The following is a 17,416-nucleotide window of genomic DNA, read 5'->3' as shown; positions in this document are numbered from 1 at the left end:
AAATGCAATGAGCCGGGGTTTGGTCATCAGAAGCCCTCGCGAAGCCATCGTCCGACCTTTCCGAAGTAACCGTCTGTCCCTGTCCTGAGCTGCCGCGTACGCCGCGGTTCGACATGTTCAAGATGTGCGTATTGCGGATAGACCAAGAGGCCCGTCGGCACCGAGAACGACGCGCCCTTCGCCTCATTCGGCAGCCGGCCGAAGCCGAGCGGGCGGCCGATGCGGACCTGACGGTTCAGGATACGGGTGGCGAGCTCGACGGTGCCGGTGAGCTGCGACGCGCCGCCGCTCAGCACGACGCGCGCCCTCGTCTCTGCCGCAAAGGGAGAATCCGCGAGCCGGTCACGGACCATTTCGAAAATCTCCTCGGCGCGATGCCGGACAATGTTGGCGATCGTGGCGCGGGACACGATTTGCGGAGTCTCCCGATCATCGCCTGCAGTGGGAACGGACATCAGCTCGCGCGAGTCCGAACCACCGGTCAGCACCGTGCCGTATAAAGTCTTGATTCGCTCGGCATCCGCAATGCACGCGCCGATGCCGCGCGCAAGATCCATCGTGATGTGTTGCCCGCCGAGCGCAAATCCGGATGCGTGCACGAGGCGACCGCCGGAGTAAGTCGCGATCGTCGTCGAGCCCGCGCCCATCTCGACGACGGCGGCGCCGAGATCGGCCTCGTCATCGGTCAGCACCGACAGGCCCGCGACATAGGGGCTCGACGCCATCGCTTCGACGTTGAGATGGCAGCGCTCGACCACCAGCATCAGGTTCTTGGCGACCGTCGCGTCCGACGTCACGACATTCATGTCGACGCCGAACTGGCGCGCCACCATGCCTCTGGGATCGCGGATGCCCTTGACGCCATCGAGCGCGTAGCCGACCGGCAGCGCGTGCAGCACGGTGCGGCCGGCGCCGGCGGCGTGGCGCATGCCGGCCGAGGTGACGCGGCTGATATCGTCCGCAGTCACCGAGCCGCCGTGGATATCGGCCGCGGCCTCAACCAGTTGGCCATGCAGCCTGCCGCCGGAGACCGACAGCAGGACGGATTCGACACGGACCTTGGCCATGCGCTCGGCCAGCGCCACGGCATGGCGGACCGCCTTCTCGCATTCGGCGAGATCGACGACGGAGCCGGCCTTGACGCCGCGCGACTGGATCTGGCTGTAGCCGATCAATTCGACCGCATGGGTGCGGCCGCGCAGCGCCTCGTTCGGCGGCGACGGCCTGAGCCGCGCGATCATGCAGGCGATCTTGCTGGAGCCGACGTCGAGCGAAGCCACCATCGCGGTGCGCTTCTGCATCGGGCGCGTCTTCGGGGTCAAATTGCGATCGAGGCCGGTCATGCAGCGTCCCCGGCCTTCTTCTTGGACTTCTTGTCCTTGAACAGTTCGTCGCGCGCCTTGCCGGCTTCCTCGGACAATTGCACGATCAGCCGATCCGGCAGGCGCATGTCGACGGCGACAATGTCGCGCGAGAACAGCTTCTCGTCCTTGTCGAGCTTGGAGAGCGCGGCCAGCGCGTTGCCGACGTCGTTCTCCGGCAGGCGGACGTCGAGGCCGTCCTTGAGGCGCAGGTTCCAGCGCCGCTCGCCGACAAAGATCGCGGCCTTGGTCACCGAACGCACCTGCGGATAACGGTCGAGCAGCGCCAGGAAGTCCTGGGCGCGAGTGTCCGCGCCCTTGCCCACCACCAGCGGCAGATTGAGGAAGCGGCGCGAGACATAGGGCTCGAGCACCGCGCCGTCGGAGGCGATCACCGACAGGCGGCCATCCTGCTGCCACAGCGCGAAGGCGGTGCGCTCGACGATGTCGATCTGCAGCCGGCCCGGATAGAGCTTGAGGATCGTGGCGTCGGCGATCCAGGGATTGGCCTTCAGCTTGGCGCGCACGGTGTCGGCGTCGAGGAACAGCAGCGAGGAGCGGCCGTTGACGCCGCCGATCGCAAGCACCTCGTCCTGGCTCAGCTGCTTGCGGCCGTTGATGCCGACGGTGGTGATGCGGAAGCCCGCGGAATTGGCCAGCGCGTTGCGGGTGTCGCTGAGCGCGGTGGTGAACTCCTCGAGATGGCCGCCCCTGACGATGCCGAAGCCCAGGCTGCCGAACAGGATCGCGAGCGTCGCGACCAGGCCGATACGGCGCGGCAGATAGCGTTCGACCAGCAGGATGTAGCGGTTCGGCGGCTCGCGATCGATCACCTGCGGCCGCTTGGCGGGACGTCGGCGGCGACGCGCGAGATGGGCGCCGACATACTCGCGCAGCAGCACTGCCGCTCCAATAGCGGCTGCTCTCAGGTCAGCTTGAGGCCCCAGCGATCGCAGCGATCGGGTGAGGCGTCCTGCACCATCCATTGCACGAGCTCGTCACATGTTGCGCCCGCAAACCCTGCGGGGTCCCGGCACAAATCACGTCTCGGCTAGACCGGTGGGATTAGAGAGGCCCCCTGTTCCCTGGTTGCGATCCTCGAAGCGGTAATCCGCGACAGCTCACGCCCCGGCAGCCAAGCGCTACATGCGCCGCCAGCGTTAACCTTCGGGCTTCCTGGTAAACAAATGGTAAAGGAGTTCAGCCTGGAGTGTATTTTGATCAACGCTCTGAATACTTTGCCGCGAACCCGTTAGCATTTTAGCAACAGCGCCCGGGTTCCATCCGGCCGAGTCGGGCGGGTTCCCGCCCGGTTGGCCTTAACTCCTGGCGCGGCGGCGGCTGAGCTCGATCTGGTCACGAAGGAAGTCGGCAAAGGCGATGCCCTGTGCTTTCAAGGCCTTAGGGTACAGTGATGCCGCGGTGAGCCCGGGCAGCGTGTTGGTCTCGAGGTAGACCGGGCCATTGGCCGACACGATGAAATCGCTGCGCGAGTAGCCGGAGCAGGACAATACACGATGCGCCCGCAACGCATGGTCCATGATCGCGGCGCTGACCTCGGGCGCGAAGCGGCCGGGGCAGATCTCCTGGGTCGACTTCAGGAGGTATTTGGCCGTGTAGTCGAAGCCCCCCTCCGCCGGCACGATCTCGATCGGCGGCAGCGCGAACACCATGCCGTCGGATTGCTCGAGCACGCCGCAGGTCGCCTCCACGCCCGACACGAACGGCTCGATCAGATAATCCTCATGCCTCGCGGCATTGCGGACCGCGACGAGGTCCTGTTTCGCGTTGACGAAGATCAGCCCGTAGCTCGATCCGTCCTTGGCGGGCTTTGCGATCAGCCTGCCGTGCTGGGCGAACGCCTCATCGAGCTGTGCGACCGATATGCCCTGCGGCGCGTTGAGGCCTGCGATCGCGGCGAAGCGCTTCGCCGATGGCTTGTCGAACGCCAAATGCGACGACGCCGAGCCGGAGCCGGTGAACGCGACGCCACGCATCTCGCACATCGCCTGCAATTCGCCGTTCTCGGCACGGCCACCGTGCAGGCCGAGCACCAGCACGCGCCGCTCGGCGCTTGCTTGGTCGAGTGCCCGGTCGAGCGCGATGCCCCGACCATCGGGTTTGAAGTCGATCTCGAAGGGTCGCGTGTGGCCGAGCAGCTGCTCGGACGTCACCGCATGCACGGTGTCGTCAACGTCCCAGAACCAGAGGTCAGCGTCGGGCAGTGCGCGGTGCAGTGCCTGCGCGCTCGCCACCGAGACCAGCCGTTCCTTGTTGGTGCCGCCGAACAGAATGGTCACCTGCATCAGCTTTTCCCGATCCGCTTGATTTCCCAGTGCAGCTCAATTCCGCTGGTCTGCTTGACCCGTTCACGCACCGTCTCGCCGAGCGTCTCGATGTCATGCCCGGTGGCGCTGCCGGTGTTGATCAGGAAATTGCAGTGCATCTCCGACACCTGCGCGCCACCGACCTTGAGGCCACGACAACCGGCGGCGTCGATCAGCTTCCAGGCGCTGTTGCCGGGCGGATTCTTGAAGGTCGAGCCGCCGGTCTTCTCGCGGATCGGCTGCGCGGTCTCGCGATGGGCCTGCACCTCGTTCATGCGGGCGCGGATCGCGTCCGCATCGGTGATCCTGCCGCGAAAGCGCGCCGAGGTGAAGACGATCGACGGATCGACGCCAGAGTTGCGATAGACGAACTTCATGTCGGCATTGCTGTAGGTATGCTTCGTGCCGTCGCGGCCGATGCCGGTGGCCTCCACCAGCGCGTCCTTGGTCTCGCCGCCATTGGCGCCGGCGTTCATGCGCAGTGCGCCGCCGACCGTGCCGGGAATACCGAAGAAGAATTCCATGCCGCCGATGTTTGCCGCTGCCGCCGTCTCGGCGACGCGCTTGTCGAGCGCCGCGGCGCCGGCGGTGACGACATCCCCGGCCGCGCTGGTCTCGCCGAACGCGCGCGGCGCCAGCCGGATCACGACACCCGGGATGCCGCCGTCGCGCACGATCAGATTGGAGCCGACGCCGACGACATAGACCGGCAATTCCTGCGGCAACCGTTTCAGGAAATAAGCGAGATCGTCCTCATCGGCCGGCGTGAACAGCACCTGCGCCGGGCCGCCAACGCGAAACCAGGTCAGCTCGGCAAGCCGCTGGTTCGCCAGCAGCCGCCCGCGCAGCTCCGGCATCGCGGCTTTCAGGTCGGGCGTGATGTCCGGGAAGGTCATGCTGCGACAACCGGCTCACGAGCTCGATTGAGATCGCGTTGCATTGCATCTGGCGTCAGCGTCTGGGGCTTACCCCTCTCCCCAAGCCTCCCCCGCAAGGGGGGAGGGAGCCGGATGAGCGTGCTCACCTCACCTAACGTCAGGGCCGCACTCTCACCCGTTGCACGAGTCAGGCAGGCACCGGCGGAAGGGTTCTCTCCCCCCTTGCGGGGAAGGGTTAGGGAGAGGGGTGAGCCGCACGGGCGGTGCTCGTGATCAGCAACGAACATCATCACCCCAGCGCCTTCAATTCGCCGGGCAGTGCGTAGGCCCATTGCGTGATGTTGCCGGCGCCGAGGCAGACGACGAGGTCGCCGGACTTGGCAATGCCGTGAACGATCTTCGCGAGCTCGCCGGCGTTCGGCAGCGGAACGACGTTGCGATGGCCGTGGGCGCGCAGGCCGGCGGCGAAATGATCGCGGTCAATGCCTGCGATCGGCGTCTCGCCGGCCGGATAGACCTCCGCGACCACGACCGCGTCGGCATCGTTGAAGCAGGTGCAGAATTCCTCAAACAGCGATTGCAGGCGGGTGTAGCGGTGCGGCTGCACCACGGCGACGATCTTGCCGTTGGTGGATTCCCGCGCCGCCTTCAGCACGGCCGCGATCTCGACCGGATGATGGCCGTAATCGTCGATCACGGTGATGCCGTTCGTCTCGCCGGTCTTGGTGAAGCGCCGCTTGACGCCGCCGAAGCCGGCCATGGCTTGGCGGATCACGTCGTCGGACACGCCGAGCTGATGCGCGACCGCGATCGCCGCCGTCGCGTTCGACGCGTTGTGGCGCCCCGGCATCGGCAGCATGATGTCAGCGATCTCGTGCGTCGCGCCCGACTTGCGATCACGGATCGCGACCTTGAATTTCGAGCCGCCGCCCATCGGCGTCAGCTCCAGCAGCTGCGCGTCGGCCTGCGGATTCTGGCCGTAAGTGATGATGCGGCGGTCCTCGATCTTGCCGACGAGGGTTTGCACCACCGGATGATCGGTGCACATCACGGCAAAGCCGTAGAACGGAACGTTCTCGACGAAATTGCGGAATGCGTCCTGGATCGCCTCGAAGGTCTTGAAGTGATCGAGATGCTCGGGATCGATGTTGGTGACGATGACGACATCGGACGGCAGCTTCAGGAAGGTGCCGTCGCTCTCGTCGGCCTCGACCACCATCCAGTCGCCGGCCCCGAGCCGCGCATTGGAGCCATAGGCATTGATGATGCCGCCATTGATCACGGTCGGATCGAGCCCGCCGGCGTCGAGCAACGTCGCCACCATCGTGGTCGTAGTGGTCTTGCCATGGGTGCCGGCGATCGCGACGCAGCTCTTCAGCCGCATCAATTCCGCCAGCATTTCGGCGCGCCGCACTACCGGAATGCGCCGCGCGCGCGCCGCCATCAGCTCGGGATTGTCGCGCTTGATCGCAGTCGAGACCACGACGACATCGGCGCCATCGACATTCTCGGCGGTGTGGCCGACCGAGATCTTGGCGCCCTTCTTGCGCAGCCGGTCGAGGTTGTAATTATCAGACGCATCGGAGCCCTGCACCGTGTAGCCGAGATTGATCAGCACCTCGGCGATACCGCTCATGCCGATGCCGCCGATCCCGACGAAGTGAATGGGTCCGATCTCGCGCGGCAGTCTCATGATCCGGTTCCTGATATCATCGTCGGTGCGCGCCTCACCTCGGTCGCGCTGAGTACTGGATGCCCCGCTTTTCCCATGCGTGACAAGGGCTTTTTCCACCCCGCAGCCGTGGAAATGTCGCTGTTGTCAGCTACCGGCCGGTGCTGGTGATCTGACGTCACGGACATCTCCATCCCGGCCCGGCGGCTACGCCGCTCCCGACCGCACAGCGCGCGCCGCGAACTCATCCTGCATCTCGATGACGCGAAGATAATTGCGCAGGCGGTTGGTCTCGAGCGCACGCAGCAGCTTGTTCTGGTGATAGGGCAGCACCAGCTCGGCCAGCGATGCACTCCAGGCGGCGTTCATGTCGAACAGCACGCCGAGGCCGAACACGGCCGGGATCTCGGCGAAACCGAGCTCCCTGCCCTGCGCAAGCTCCTCCGCCAGGAAGTCATCGATTGCGGTCATCACGCCATTGCGCGCACCGCCGGCATGAGTAGCAAACGCGAACTGGCCCATGCCGCGAAATCCACGACCTTCCACCAGACTTTCGCGATCCAGCGTGGCGCCAGCGTCGAAACTATGCGGATGGCGATGCTCGGCGGGAATTTGCGAGGGCGCATAATATGCGTCGCGCCGCCCGCAGGGCCAGCCGACATCGTGGAGGAAGACCAGCACGGGCTTGCCGTCACGGCGGCTGATCGCTTCGATCTGCCGGAGCTCGTGATACACGGTGTACCAATTGTGGTCGCCGTCGACGATCCAGGCATCGGCCGCATCAAGTTCGCCGAACGCATCGAGGCTGGTCTTCGCCACGTGACGCACATCCGGATTGGCGTTGACCCAGTCGAGGAATTCGCGCTTCGGCGCCGGATCGACGCTGGTGAGCTGGCCGCCGCGGGCCCGGCAGTGATCGGAGAGCAGCGCCGACATGCCACCATACTCCGCACCGATCTCGACGATATTTTGCGCGTCCGCCAGGCGCAGCGCTTCGAGGATCAGGTCCGAGAATTCCGAGACGGAGTGAATCAAAAGACCCGTCATGATCAAGTCTCCCCCGGCGTCCTGCCGGATTGGCGCATCAAATCCCGGCCACCTTGGCAACCAGATCGGCCAGCCGCTCGGCGGCATCGAGCCGCCCGACACTGCGCGCGGCTTCCGCCATTGCGGTCAGTCTCTCGGGCTCCGCCGCGAAGGCCGAGATTTCGGCGGCGAGCCGTTCCGGCGTGAAGTCGCTCTGCGTGATGCGCAACGCGCCGTTCGCCTGCGACAGCACGCCGGCATTGGCAAACTGGTCCTGATCGATCGCGCCCGGCAGAGGCACCAGGATCGAGGGCCGCCCGATCGCGGCGAGCTCGGCGACGGTGCCGGCGCCGGAGCGCGAGATCACGAGCTGGCTCGAGGCCAGCCGCGCCGGCAGGTCAGGGAAGAACGGCGCGAGTTCGGCATCGATCTTGAGCCGGTCATAGACCGCCCGCACCCGCGCCATGTCCTCCTCGCGCACCTGCTGGGTGATGATCAGCCGGCTCCATAATGCCGGCTCGAGCTTCTCGATCGCCGGCGGCACGATGTCGCTCATCACCCGCGCGCCCTGGCTGCCGCCGACGACCAGCAGGCGCAGCGGCCCGTTCACCTCGGGCGGGGTGTATTTCACCGCTGCCGCCGCGAGGATCGCCGGCCGCATCGGTGTGCCGACAGTGGTCGCCTTGCCGGCGAGCGCGGGATCGCGGTCGAGCACGCCGGGCAGCGAGGTCGCGATCGCGTTGACGCGGCCGGAGAGGAAGCGGTTGGCGCGACCGAGCACCGCGTTGGCGTCATGGATGATGCCGGGAACGCCGAGCATCCGCGCCGCGATCAGCGGCGGCAAGGTGGGGTAACCGCCGAAGCCGACGACGGCCGACGGCTTAAGCCGACGCATCACATTGGCGGCGACCAGCGTGCCGTAGCCGAGCATCAGCACGGTCCGCGCCAGCGAGATCGGGTTGCGGCTGCGCACGGTCGCGCTCGGCACGAGCTCGATGCTCTCCCTGCCGAACAGGCCGGAGTAGCGCAACGCGCGGCCGTCAGTCGCGAGCCGCACCCGCAGGCCACGCCTGATCAGTTCCACGGCGAGCGCTTCGGCCGGGAACAAATGGCCGCCGGTGCCACCGGCCGCCAGCAGAATCAGAGGGGACTCAGCCATGGCAACAATTTATACCGTCCTTGCGAGCGAAGCGACTTGTCCGCCGAAGCCTCGGCGAAGGCGCAAGCAATCCATGGCGCTCCCCGCAATGACGACGGGAAGCTTCATGCGTAGGCGCGCCGGGCGCTGGCGCCTTCCATCGATTCGATCTCGGTGCGCGGCCGCTGCCGCGTCAGCGCCAGCATCATGCCGACCCCATAGGCGAGCGAGACGAACGAGGAGCCGCCATAGGAGATGAACGGCAGCGTCATGCCCTTGGCCGGGATCAGTTGCAGATTGACCGCCATGTTGATGGTTGCCTGCACGCCGAACAGGATCGCGAGCCCCGAGGCCGCAAAGCGCGAGAACATGTCCTCGGTGGCATAGGCGCGGGTCAGCGTGCGGATCACGATGAAGCCGAACAGCGCGACCAGCATCAGGCAGAGGATGATGCCGAACTCTTCGGCCGCGACCGCGAACACGAAGTCGGTGTGGCTGTCCGGCAGGCTGCGTTTGGCGATGCCCTCGCCCGGCCCGAGCCCGAACCAGCCGCCGTTCCAGAACGCCTCCATCGCGGTGTCGACCTGGAAGGTATCGCCGGAAGCAGGATTCATGAAGCGCTTGATGCGGCCCGCGACGTGCGGCACTAAAAGATAGGCGCCGAACAGGCCGGCGCCGGCAGCGCCGGCGAGCCCGAACACCCAGATCATCCGCATGCCCGCGATGAAGAACAGCGCGCCCCACACCGTGAGGATCAGCATGGTCTGGCCGAAGTCGGGCTCCATCACCAGAAGCGTGACCAGCATCATCAACAGCACCAGCGCCATCGAGGTCGCCGGCATCTCCGGCCGCTTGGTCGATTCCGCAAACAGCCAGGCCGCGACGATCACGAAGGCGGGCTTGGCGGCTTCGGAGGCCTGGATGTTGACGCCGAGCAGCGTGATCCAGCGCCGCGAGCCCTTGACCTCGGGCCCGATCAGCAGCGTCAGCACGATCAGCACGATCGAGACCGCGAACACGATCAGCGCGGTGCGCCGGATCTGCCGCGGCGTCATGAACGACACCCCGATCAGCACGATCAGCGACGGCACCAGGAACATGACATGGCGGTTGAAGAAGTGGAACGGATCGAGCCCGATCCGGGTCGCGACCGGCGGGCTCGCGGCCAGCGACAGGATGACGCCGGCCAGCATCAACGCGGCGATCGCGACAAGCAGCAGCTTGTCGACGGTCCACCACCAGTCCGAGAACGGGGTGCGTTGGTCACGGGCGAGCATGGGCGTCCCCAGATGGCAGAGATAACGTCCATTCGTGGCGCAGGATGGTTTCCAAGGGGTTAACGGGATGGGTAACTTTTGAGGGAGGTCATTTGAGGGCTCGCGGCGCGTTCGGTGTCGTCATCCGGGCATGCAGACGCCTCACACACAATCGTCGTCCCGGCGAAAGCCGGGACCCATAGCCACCGCTTTTGATTGTGAACGGGATCGTGGCACCCGGCGTCGCGCAACAATTGAGATTCGGGGTAATGGGTCCCGGCTTTCGCCAGGACGACGATGAGGATGGTTCTCGATTCAGGCTCACACCACGCGCTGTCATCGCCCGCGCATCGGGCGATCCAGTATTCCAGAGACGCCACGTCGGGCAATTCAGTGGCGGAAGCGCAGGCCTCTCCCCTTGTCCTTCCGGGGCGACGCGCAGTGTCGAACCCGGAATCCATCGTGCCACAAGACAAGCGGTGAAATGGATTCCGGGCTCGCGCTTCGCACGCCCCGGAATGACGGAGAGATTGTCCCTACACCACCGGCTTGACGCCGGGCAGCGCCTGGACGATGTCGCGGAAGGCGGTGCCGCGGATTTCGAAATTGCGGTACTGGTCGAACGAGGCGGAGGCTGGCGACAGCAGCACGACGGCCTCGCTAAGTCCCGACGCCTCGGCATCGCGCGCGGCGCTGGCGATCGCGACGTCGAGCGTGCCGGACATGTCGTGCGGGACGCGGTCACCGAGCGTGCCGGAGAACTCCTGCGCCGCCTCGCCGATCAGATAGGCCTTGCGGATGCGCGGGAAGTATTCGGTCAGGCCCGTGATGCCGCCGGCCTTCGGCTTGCCGCCGGCGATCCAGTAGATGTCGGCGAACGACGACAGCGCATGCGCGGCCGCATCCGCGTTGGTGCCCTTGGAGTCGTTGACGAACAGCACGTTGCCGCGGCGGCCGACCTGTTCCATGCGGTGCGCCAGACCCGGGAAGCTGCGCAGGGCGTTCTGCAAGACATCGGTCGCGATCCCCATCGCCAGCGCACAGGCCGAGGCGCAGGCGGCGTTCTGAGCATTGTGCAGGCCACGCAGCGAACCGATGCCGCCGAGCCGCGCGATCTCGCTGCGCGCCGCGCCCGACGCACGCACGATGGTCTCGTGCTCGACATATAGACCGTCGGGCAGCGGGTTCTTCACCGAGATGCGCACCACGCGCTTGCCGGCGCGATCGAGCCGGTCGGCGATGTCGCGGCACCAGCCGTCGTCGACGCCGACGATCGCCGTGCCGTCCTGCTGCACACCCGCGACCAGCCGCTCCTTCACCGCGGCGTAGTGCTCCAGCGTGCCGTGGCGATCGATGTGGTCCTCGCTGATATTGATCAGGATGCCGACCGAGGGATCGAGCGATGGCGCCAGGTCGATCTGGTAGGACGACATCTCGATGACATGGACGCGGCCGATCCGCGGCGGCTCCAGCGACAGGATCGCGGTGCCGATATTGCCGCCCATCTGGGTGTCGTAGCCGGCGACCTTCATCAGATGCGCGATCAGCGCGGTCGTGGTCGACTTGCCGTTGGTGCCGGTGATGGCGACGAACGGCGCGTTCGGCGCGTGACGGCGCCGCTCGCGGCAGAACAACTCGACGTCGCCGATCACCTCGACACCGGCCTCGCGCGCCTTCAGCACGCTCCAGTGCGGCGCCGGGTGGGTCAGCGGCGCGCCGGGGGTGAGGATCAGCGCGGCGAAATTCGCCCACGATACGGTGCGCAGATCGGCGGTGGTGAAGCCGGCCTGCGCCGCCCTGGCGACGTTGTCGGCACTGTCGTCAGCCGCGATCACCTCGGCGCCACCGGCCTTCAGCGCCTGGCAGCTCGCGAGCCCGGAGCCGCCGAGCCCGAACACCGCGACCGTCTTGCCCGAGAAGGAGGTGACCGGGATCATGTCGACGCTCAGCGCAGCTTGAGGGTGGAGAGGCCGGCGAGCGCCAGCATCACCGAGATGATCCAGAACCGGATCACGATCTGCGGCTCGGTCCAGCCCTTCTGCTCGAAATGATGGTGCAGCGGCGCCATCCGGAACACGCGTTTTCCCGTGAGCTTGAATGAGGTGACCTGCACGATGACCGAGACCGCCTCCAGCACGAACAGGCCGCCGATCACGGCGAGCACGATCTCATGCTTCACCGCTACCGCGGTGGCCCCCAGCATGCCGCCGAGCGCAAGCGAGCCGGTGTCGCCCATGAAGATCGAGGCCGGCGGCGCGTTGAACCAGAGGAAGCCGAGACCTGCGCCAAGCACCGCGCCGCATAGCACCGCCAGTTCGCCGGTGCCGGCGACGTAATTGATCTGCAGGTAGTCCGAGAACACCGCGTTGCCGGTGAGATACGAGATCATGCCGAAGCTCGCTGCCGCGATCATGACCGGCACGATGGCAAGACCGTCGAGGCCGTCGGTGAGATTCACCGCGTTGCCGGCGCCGACCATCACGAAGGCGCCGAAGATCACGAAGAACCAGCCGAAATTGATCACGAGGTCCTTGAAGAACGGAATCACGAGCGAGGTCGAAGATACGTCGCGCCCGAGCCGGACCAGCGCGTAGGTGGCGGCGAGCCCGATGACCGCCTCGATCAGGAGCCGCAGCTTGCCGGCGAAGCCGCTGTGCGACTGCTTCGTGACCTTCAGATAATCGTCATAGAAGCCGACGAAGCCGAAGCCGAGCGTCACCGCCAGCACGATCCAGACGTAGGGGTTGAGCGGGTTGGCCCAGAGCAGCGTCGACACCACGAGCCCCGACAGGATCATCAGCCCGCCCATGGTGGGCGTGCCCTTCTTGGAGATCAAATGCGACTGCGGACCATCGGTGCGGATCGGCTGGCCCTTGCCCTGCCGCAGCCGCAAATGATCGATGATCCAGGGCCCGAACAGGAATACGAACAGCGCGCCGGTCACCATCGCGCCGCCGGTGCGGAAGGTGATGTAGCGGAACACGTTCAGAGCGCTGCGGAATGCCCCAAACCCCGGAACGGTGTTGGACAGTTCGATCAACCAGTAGAACATTCAAAAAGTCCTATACCGCTTCTTCGTGCGCGGCCTTGTCGGGGAAGCGTTTTTCCAGGGCGCTGACAATGAGCTTCATCTTCGATCCCAGCGAGCCCTTCACCATGATCACGTCACCGGCACGGACCGCAGCGACCGCCTGCGCTTCGAGCGCCGCCGAACTCTCGGCATAGCCTCCCCGCTTGCCTGTGGAAAGGGCATCCCACAGATTCCGCATCAGCGGACCACAACAATATACGAGGTCGATGCGGTTGGCGGTCACGGCTTCGTTGAGGCCGCGGTGCAGGTCGGGCCCGGTCGGCCCGAGCTCGAGCATGTCGCCGAGCACGGCGATGCGGCGGCCATGCGGTCCGGTCGGGGCCTGGCCGAGCACGTTGAGCGCGGCGCCCATCGAGGCCGGGTTGGCGTTGTAGCTCTCGTCGATCAGCGTCGCCTCGCCATGGCCGACCTCGAGGGTGCGGCGAAGGCCGCGGCCGGTCGGCGCCTCGAGCTGCGACAGCGACAGCGCCGCGCGCGCGATATCGGCACCGAGCAGCGAGGCGCCTGCGAGCACCGCGAGCGAGTTCATCGCCATGTGCCGGCCGGGCATGCCGATCTTGTAGGTGATGTCATGGTCCAGAATATCGGCATGCACCGCCGAGCAGGTCGCGTGCAGCGAGAGGTCGATCAGCCGCGCCTCGGCGCGCTTGTCGGTGCCGAACGAGACGATGCGCGAGATGCCGGCCTTCTTCGCCTGCTTTTGCAGCCGCGAGAATTGCCCGTTGTCGCGGTTGAGCACCACCGCGCCATTGGGCTCGAGCCCGGCGAAGATCTCCGCCTTGGCGTCGGCGATCGCCTCGATACCCGCGAAGAATTCCAGATGCACCGGCTCGATCGTGGTGATGACGGCAACATGCGGCCGCACCATCTTGACCAGCGGCGTGATCTCGCCGGCATGGTTCATGCCGATCTCGAACACCGCGAAGCGCGCGCTCGCCGGGCAGCGCGCCAGCGACAGCGGCACGCCCCAGTGATTGTTGAACGATGCGACCGAGGCATGGGTCTCGCCCTGCGCCGACAGCACGCGGCGCAGCGCCTCCTTGGTCGAAGTCTTGCCGACCGAACCGGTCACCGCGATGATCTGCGCGTTGAGCCGCGCGCGCGAGGCATGCGCGAGCTCGACGAGGCCGGCGAGCACGTCGTCGACGACGAGCAGCGGCGCGTCGGCGGGAAATTTGTGGCGTTGCGCAGTCTCGACTACTGCGAGCCCGGCGCCGGCCTTCAGCCCCGCCGCGACGAAGGCATGGCCGTCATGGACGTCGCCTTTGATCGCAAAGTAGGCTTCGCCTTTTGCAACGGTGCGGCTGTCGATCGAAAGACCGGTGACGCCCTCCGGCAGCGCGCCTTGCGTGGCGGCGCGCATCGCTTGCGCCATCGCATCCGAGGTCCACAACATCGTGCTCATGCGCCCTCCTCGGCCAACGCATTCGCGACCGCCTCATGATCGCTGAACGGCAGCGTCGTGTTGCCGACGATCTGCCCAACCTCATGACCCTTGCCGGCCACGACCAACGCGTCGCCCGGCTCGAGGCCGGCGATCCCGGCGCGGATCGCGGCGGCGCGGTCGCCGATCTCGCGCGCGCCCTTTGCCGTCGCCAAGATCGCGGCGCGGATCTCCTCGGGCTTCTCGCCGCGCGGATTGTCGTCGGTGACGATGATCTGGTCGGCATTCTCGGCTGCGATCGCGCCCATGATCGGACGCTTGCCGGCATCGCGATCGCCGCCGGCGCCGAAGATCACGACCAGCCTGCGCTTCGCATAGGGCCTCAGCGCCTGCAGCGCCTTGGCGAGCGCATCGGGCTTGTGGGCATAGTCGACGAAGATCGGCGCGCCATTGTGCTCGCCGACAAATTCGAGCCGGCCCTTAGCGCCTTCGAGATGTTCGAGCGTGCCGAACACGTCATCGGCGGCGCTGCCGGTGCCGATCGCAAGGCCCGCCGCGACCAGCGCGTTCTCGATCTGGAATTCGCCGACCAGCGGCAGCCGGATCGCGTACTTGCGGCCGCGGTGCTCGATCGCGAGCTGCTGGGCAAAGCCTTCGATCGCGGCATCGGTGAGTTTGATGCCATCGCCGGCATCGGCATTGCGGCCGACCGTGATGATGCGCAGGCCGCGCGCCCGTGCTGCATCGATCACCTCTCGCGAGCAGTCGTGATCGGCCGAGATCACAGCAGCGCCGCCGGCCGCGACGAGATCGCGGAACAGCCGGAGCTTTGCGTTCCGGTAATGCGCGACATCGGGATGATAATCCATGTGGTCGCGCGACAGGTTGGTGAAGCCGCCGGCCGCGATGCGCACGCCGTCGAGGCGATACTGGTCGAGGCCGTGCGAGGACGCCTCGAACGCCAGATGCGTGACGCCGTCGCGCGCGATCTCGTCGAGCTGGCGATGCAGCGCGATCGGATCGGGCGTGGTCAACGAGCCGTAGACGGTGCGCTTGTCCGAGACGAGACCGATGGTGCCGATGCTCGCGGAGGATTGACCGAGCCGCTGCCAGATCTGGCGCGTGAATGCCGCGACCGAGGTCTTGCCGCTGGTGCCGGTCACCGCCGCGATCGTCGCGGGCTGGCGGGGAAAGAATTTGGCGGCGGCGAGCGCCAGCGCGCGGCGCGGATTCGGCGTGATCACGAACGGGACGCGGCCGTCACCTTGCGGCAGATGGTCGCTGGCGACCGCGACCGCGCCCGCGGCAATTGCCGCGTCGACGAAGCGTGCGCCGTCGGTCCTGCTACCGGCCAGCGCGAAGAACAGGTCGCCCGGCTTCACCGCACGGCTGTCGACCGCAAGCCCTCCGACAACGATCGCGTCGGCACTCGGATCGATCGTGGCATCGGCGCTGAAGAGGTCGCGAAGTCTCATGATCTTCCAGTCTGGCCGGCGCCGTTCTGGCGCCGCGTGATGATACGCCTTACTGGGTTGTTCTGGATGCCGCAAGAATAAGGCGGTCGGACGGCGGCAGGTCGAATCGCGGTTCAACGCCCAAAAGCGGCGCAATTCGGGCGATCACGTTGCCGCCGGTCGGCACCGCGTTCCAGCCCGAGGTGATGAAACCGTAGGTCTCCTTCAGGGGCTGCGGCTCGTCGAGCATGATCAGCAGCTGGTATTTCGGATTGTCGGCGGGCAGGATCGCGGTGAAGGCGTTCAGCACGCGCTTCTTGGCGTAGCGGCCGTTGATCACCTTTTCGGCGGTACCGGTCTTGCCGCCGATATAGTAGCCCTTGACGTCGGCCTTCTTGGCGGTGCCGACCTCGGCGTTGAGCCGCATCAAATAGCGCATCTTGTCCGAGGTCTCGGGTTTGATGACGCGCTTGGCCAGCGCCATCGCCTCCTGCTCGGTGCGCTTCAGGAAGGTCGGCGGGATCAGATAGCCGCCATTGACCAGCGCGTCGATGCCCATCACCGCCTGCAGGGGCGCCACTGCGATGCCGTGACCGAACGAGATGGTGACGGTGTTCAATTCGCCCCACTTCTTCGGGACGATCGGCGAGGCGCTCTCCGGCAATTCGGTGCGCAGCCGCTCGAGCTGCCCCATCTTGCGCAGGAAGGCCTTGTGCGCGTCGACGCCCATCGCCAGCGCAATGCGCCCGGCGCCGATGTTGGAGGAATAGTAGAACACCTCCTTCATGTTGATCATGCGGCCCAGGTTGTGATCGTCATGGATCGCGAACTTGCCGTAGTGCAGCGGGCCGCGCGCATCCCACATCGAGTTGAGATCGAACCGGCCGCTATCCAGCGCCATCGCCAGCGTAAACGCCTTGAAGGTCGAGCCCATCTCGTAGACGCCGGTGGTCAGGCGGTTGATCCGGTCGGGATCGTGCGCTTCCTTCGGATTGTTCGGATCGAAATCCGGCAGCGACACCATCGCCACGATCTCGCCGGTGCGCACGTTGGAGACGAGGCCGGAGGCGGCCTTGGCCTTGAACTTCTCCTTCGCCTTGATCAGTTCGTCGCGCAGCGCGTGCTCGACGCGCAGATCGACCGACAATTCCACCGGCTTCTGCAGCCGGTCGGTGGCGAAGCCCGCGCGATGCAGATCGGCCAGACCGTTATTGTCCAGCCACTTCTCCATGCCGGCGATGCCCTGGTTGTCGATGTTGACGAGGCCGATTAGGTGGGCGACCTCGTTGCCGGTCGGATAGACGCGCTTGTTCTCGCGCAGGAAGCCGACGCCGGGAAGGCCAAGCCGGTGGATGTCGAGCTGCTGTTTCGGCGTGATCTCGCGCTTCAGCCAGACGAAGCCCTTGCGCGAGGACAGGCGGTCGCGCACTTCGCTGGTGTCGAGGTCGGGCAAGGCCGCGGTCAAGAGCTCGATCGCCTCGTCCTTGTCGATCAGGCGGCGCGGCTCGGCGAACAGGCTCGGCGCCTTGACGTCGGTGGCGAGAATTTCGCCGTTGCGGTCGGTGATGTCGGGCCGGGCGGTTGCGATCGCGTCCTGCGAGGCGGTGCGCCGCGCGCCATGGCTGTCGGCGCCGACGGCGAACAGCACCAGCCGTCCGGCCAGCACGCAATAGACCGCGGCAAAGGCGAGGATCGCAAGACCGACGCGCGCGCGCGCCTTCGCGGCGCGGTCGACATTGCTTCCGTACAGCAGCGTGCGGATCAGCCGCGTGCGCCAGGGTTCAGCGGATTTTGCGGCCGGCTTGCTGGCGGCTGCCGGATCGGTCATG

General features: G+C 66.3%; 13 protein-coding genes and 1 pseudogene. All 14 read right to left on the bottom strand.

The window, feature by feature from the left end; genetic code table 11:
* Positions 1 to 26 precede the first annotated feature (26 nt).
* Complete coding sequence (ftsA, locus tag HAP47_RS12400) at positions 27 to 1,343, bottom strand: cell division protein FtsA (RefSeq protein WP_173637997.1); 1,317 nt, start codon at positions 1,341 to 1,343, stop codon at positions 27 to 29.
* Positions 1,340 to 2,347, bottom strand: coding sequence for a cell division protein FtsQ/DivIB (locus HAP47_RS12395; RefSeq protein WP_173637998.1), 1,008 nt, complete (start codon positions 2,345 to 2,347; stop codon positions 1,340 to 1,342). The genes ftsA and HAP47_RS12395 overlap by 4 nt, the downstream gene beginning before the upstream one ends.
* Positions 2,287 to 2,555 (bottom strand): annotated as a pseudogene (locus HAP47_RS12390) (hypothetical protein); the annotation flags it as partial. The gene HAP47_RS12395 and the pseudogene HAP47_RS12390, both read right to left, overlap by 61 nt.
* A 125-nt stretch (positions 2,556 to 2,680) precedes the next feature.
* Positions 2,681 to 3,667, bottom strand: a complete 987-nt coding sequence (locus HAP47_RS12385) for a D-alanine--D-alanine ligase family protein (protein ID WP_173637999.1) — start codon at positions 3,665 to 3,667, stop codon at positions 2,681 to 2,683.
* Positions 3,667 to 4,584, bottom strand: a complete 918-nt coding sequence (gene murB, locus HAP47_RS12380) for a UDP-N-acetylmuramate dehydrogenase (RefSeq protein WP_173638000.1) — start codon at positions 4,582 to 4,584, stop codon at positions 3,667 to 3,669. The genes HAP47_RS12385 and murB overlap by 1 nt, the downstream gene beginning before the upstream one ends.
* 271 nt (positions 4,585 to 4,855) lie before the next feature.
* Positions 4,856 to 6,259, bottom strand: coding sequence for a UDP-N-acetylmuramate--L-alanine ligase (gene murC, locus HAP47_RS12375; protein WP_173638001.1), 1,404 nt, complete (start codon positions 6,257 to 6,259; stop codon positions 4,856 to 4,858).
* A 186-nt stretch (positions 6,260 to 6,445) separates the two neighbouring features.
* Complete coding sequence (locus HAP47_RS12370; protein ID WP_173638002.1) at positions 6,446 to 7,285, bottom strand: class I SAM-dependent methyltransferase; 840 nt, start codon at positions 7,283 to 7,285, stop codon at positions 6,446 to 6,448.
* 37 nt (positions 7,286 to 7,322) lie between these two features.
* Positions 7,323 to 8,423 carry an undecaprenyldiphospho-muramoylpentapeptide beta-N-acetylglucosaminyltransferase gene (gene murG / locus HAP47_RS12365; RefSeq protein ID WP_173638003.1) on the bottom strand — a complete coding sequence of 367 codons (1,101 nt, stop codon included), beginning with the start codon at positions 8,421 to 8,423 and terminating at the stop codon, positions 7,323 to 7,325.
* Positions 8,424 to 8,527: 104 nt separating this feature from the next.
* The gene (gene ftsW, locus HAP47_RS12360) at positions 8,528 to 9,679 is read right to left on the bottom strand and encodes a putative lipid II flippase FtsW (protein WP_173638004.1); all 1,152 of its coding nucleotides are present in this window, start codon (positions 9,677 to 9,679) and stop codon (positions 8,528 to 8,530) included.
* A gap of 515 nt (positions 9,680 to 10,194) precedes the next feature.
* Complete coding sequence (gene murD / locus HAP47_RS12355; RefSeq protein WP_173638005.1) at positions 10,195 to 11,595, bottom strand: UDP-N-acetylmuramoyl-L-alanine--D-glutamate ligase; 1,401 nt, start codon at positions 11,593 to 11,595, stop codon at positions 10,195 to 10,197.
* Between the two features lie 8 nt (positions 11,596 to 11,603).
* A complete protein-coding gene (gene mraY, locus HAP47_RS12350; RefSeq protein WP_028332550.1) occupies positions 11,604 to 12,710 on the bottom strand; it encodes a phospho-N-acetylmuramoyl-pentapeptide-transferase in 1,107 nt (368 codons plus the stop codon).
* Between the two features lie 10 nt (positions 12,711 to 12,720).
* A complete protein-coding gene (locus HAP47_RS12345) occupies positions 12,721 to 14,154 on the bottom strand; it encodes a UDP-N-acetylmuramoylalanyl-D-glutamyl-2,6-diaminopimelate--D-alanyl-D-alanine ligase (RefSeq protein WP_173638006.1) in 1,434 nt (477 codons plus the stop codon).
* Positions 14,151 to 15,608: a UDP-N-acetylmuramoyl-L-alanyl-D-glutamate--2,6-diaminopimelate ligase gene (locus HAP47_RS12340; RefSeq protein ID WP_173638007.1), complete on the bottom strand. Its 1,458-nt coding sequence runs from the start codon at positions 15,606 to 15,608 to the stop codon at positions 14,151 to 14,153. The genes HAP47_RS12345 and HAP47_RS12340 overlap by 4 nt, the downstream gene beginning before the upstream one ends.
* Positions 15,609 to 15,657: 49 nt before the next feature.
* Positions 15,658 to 17,415: a peptidoglycan D,D-transpeptidase FtsI family protein gene (locus HAP47_RS12335; protein ID WP_173640532.1), complete on the bottom strand. Its 1,758-nt coding sequence runs from the start codon at positions 17,413 to 17,415 to the stop codon at positions 15,658 to 15,660.
* Between the last annotated feature and the right edge of the window lies 1 nt (position 17,416).

This window comes from Bradyrhizobium sp. 41S5, assembly GCF_011516665.3.
GTDB lineage: Bacteria > Pseudomonadota > Alphaproteobacteria > Rhizobiales > Xanthobacteraceae > Bradyrhizobium > Bradyrhizobium quebecense.
This window is presented reverse-complemented; position numbering and strand designations above follow the sequence as displayed.

Bases quoted from the DNA above. Each gene is read 5' to 3' on its own strand.
- ftsA (WP_173637997.1), bottom strand. From the start codon at position 1,343: ATGACCGGCCTCGATCGCAATTTGACCCCGAAGACGCGCCCGATGCAG.
- HAP47_RS12395 (WP_173637998.1), bottom strand. From the start codon at position 2,347: ATGGATGGTGCAGGACGCCTCACCCGATCGCTGCGATCGCTGGGGCCT.
- HAP47_RS12385 (WP_173637999.1), bottom strand. From the start codon at position 3,667: ATGCAGGTGACCATTCTGTTCGGCGGCACCAACAAGGAACGGCTGGTC.
- murB (WP_173638000.1), bottom strand. From the start codon at position 4,584: ATGACCTTCCCGGACATCACGCCCGACCTGAAAGCCGCGATGCCGGAG.
- murC (WP_173638001.1), bottom strand. From the start codon at position 6,259: ATGAGACTGCCGCGCGAGATCGGACCCATTCACTTCGTCGGGATCGGC.
- HAP47_RS12370 (WP_173638002.1), bottom strand. From the start codon at position 7,285: ATGACGGGTCTTTTGATTCACTCCGTCTCGGAATTCTCGGACCTGATC.
- murG (WP_173638003.1), bottom strand. From the start codon at position 8,423: ATGGCTGAGTCCCCTCTGATTCTGCTGGCGGCCGGTGGCACCGGCGGC.
- ftsW (WP_173638004.1), bottom strand. From the start codon at position 9,679: ATGCTCGCCCGTGACCAACGCACCCCGTTCTCGGACTGGTGGTGGACC.
- murD (WP_173638005.1), bottom strand. From the start codon at position 11,595: ATGATCCCGGTCACCTCCTTCTCGGGCAAGACGGTCGCGGTGTTCGGG.
- mraY (WP_028332550.1), bottom strand. From the start codon at position 12,710: ATGTTCTACTGGTTGATCGAACTGTCCAACACCGTTCCGGGGTTTGGG.
- HAP47_RS12345 (WP_173638006.1), bottom strand. From the start codon at position 14,154: ATGAGCACGATGTTGTGGACCTCGGATGCGATGGCGCAAGCGATGCGC.
- HAP47_RS12340 (WP_173638007.1), bottom strand. From the start codon at position 15,608: ATGAGACTTCGCGACCTCTTCAGCGCCGATGCCACGATCGATCCGAGT.
- HAP47_RS12335 (WP_173640532.1), bottom strand. From the start codon at position 17,415: ATGACCGATCCGGCAGCCGCCAGCAAGCCGGCCGCAAAATCCGCTGAA.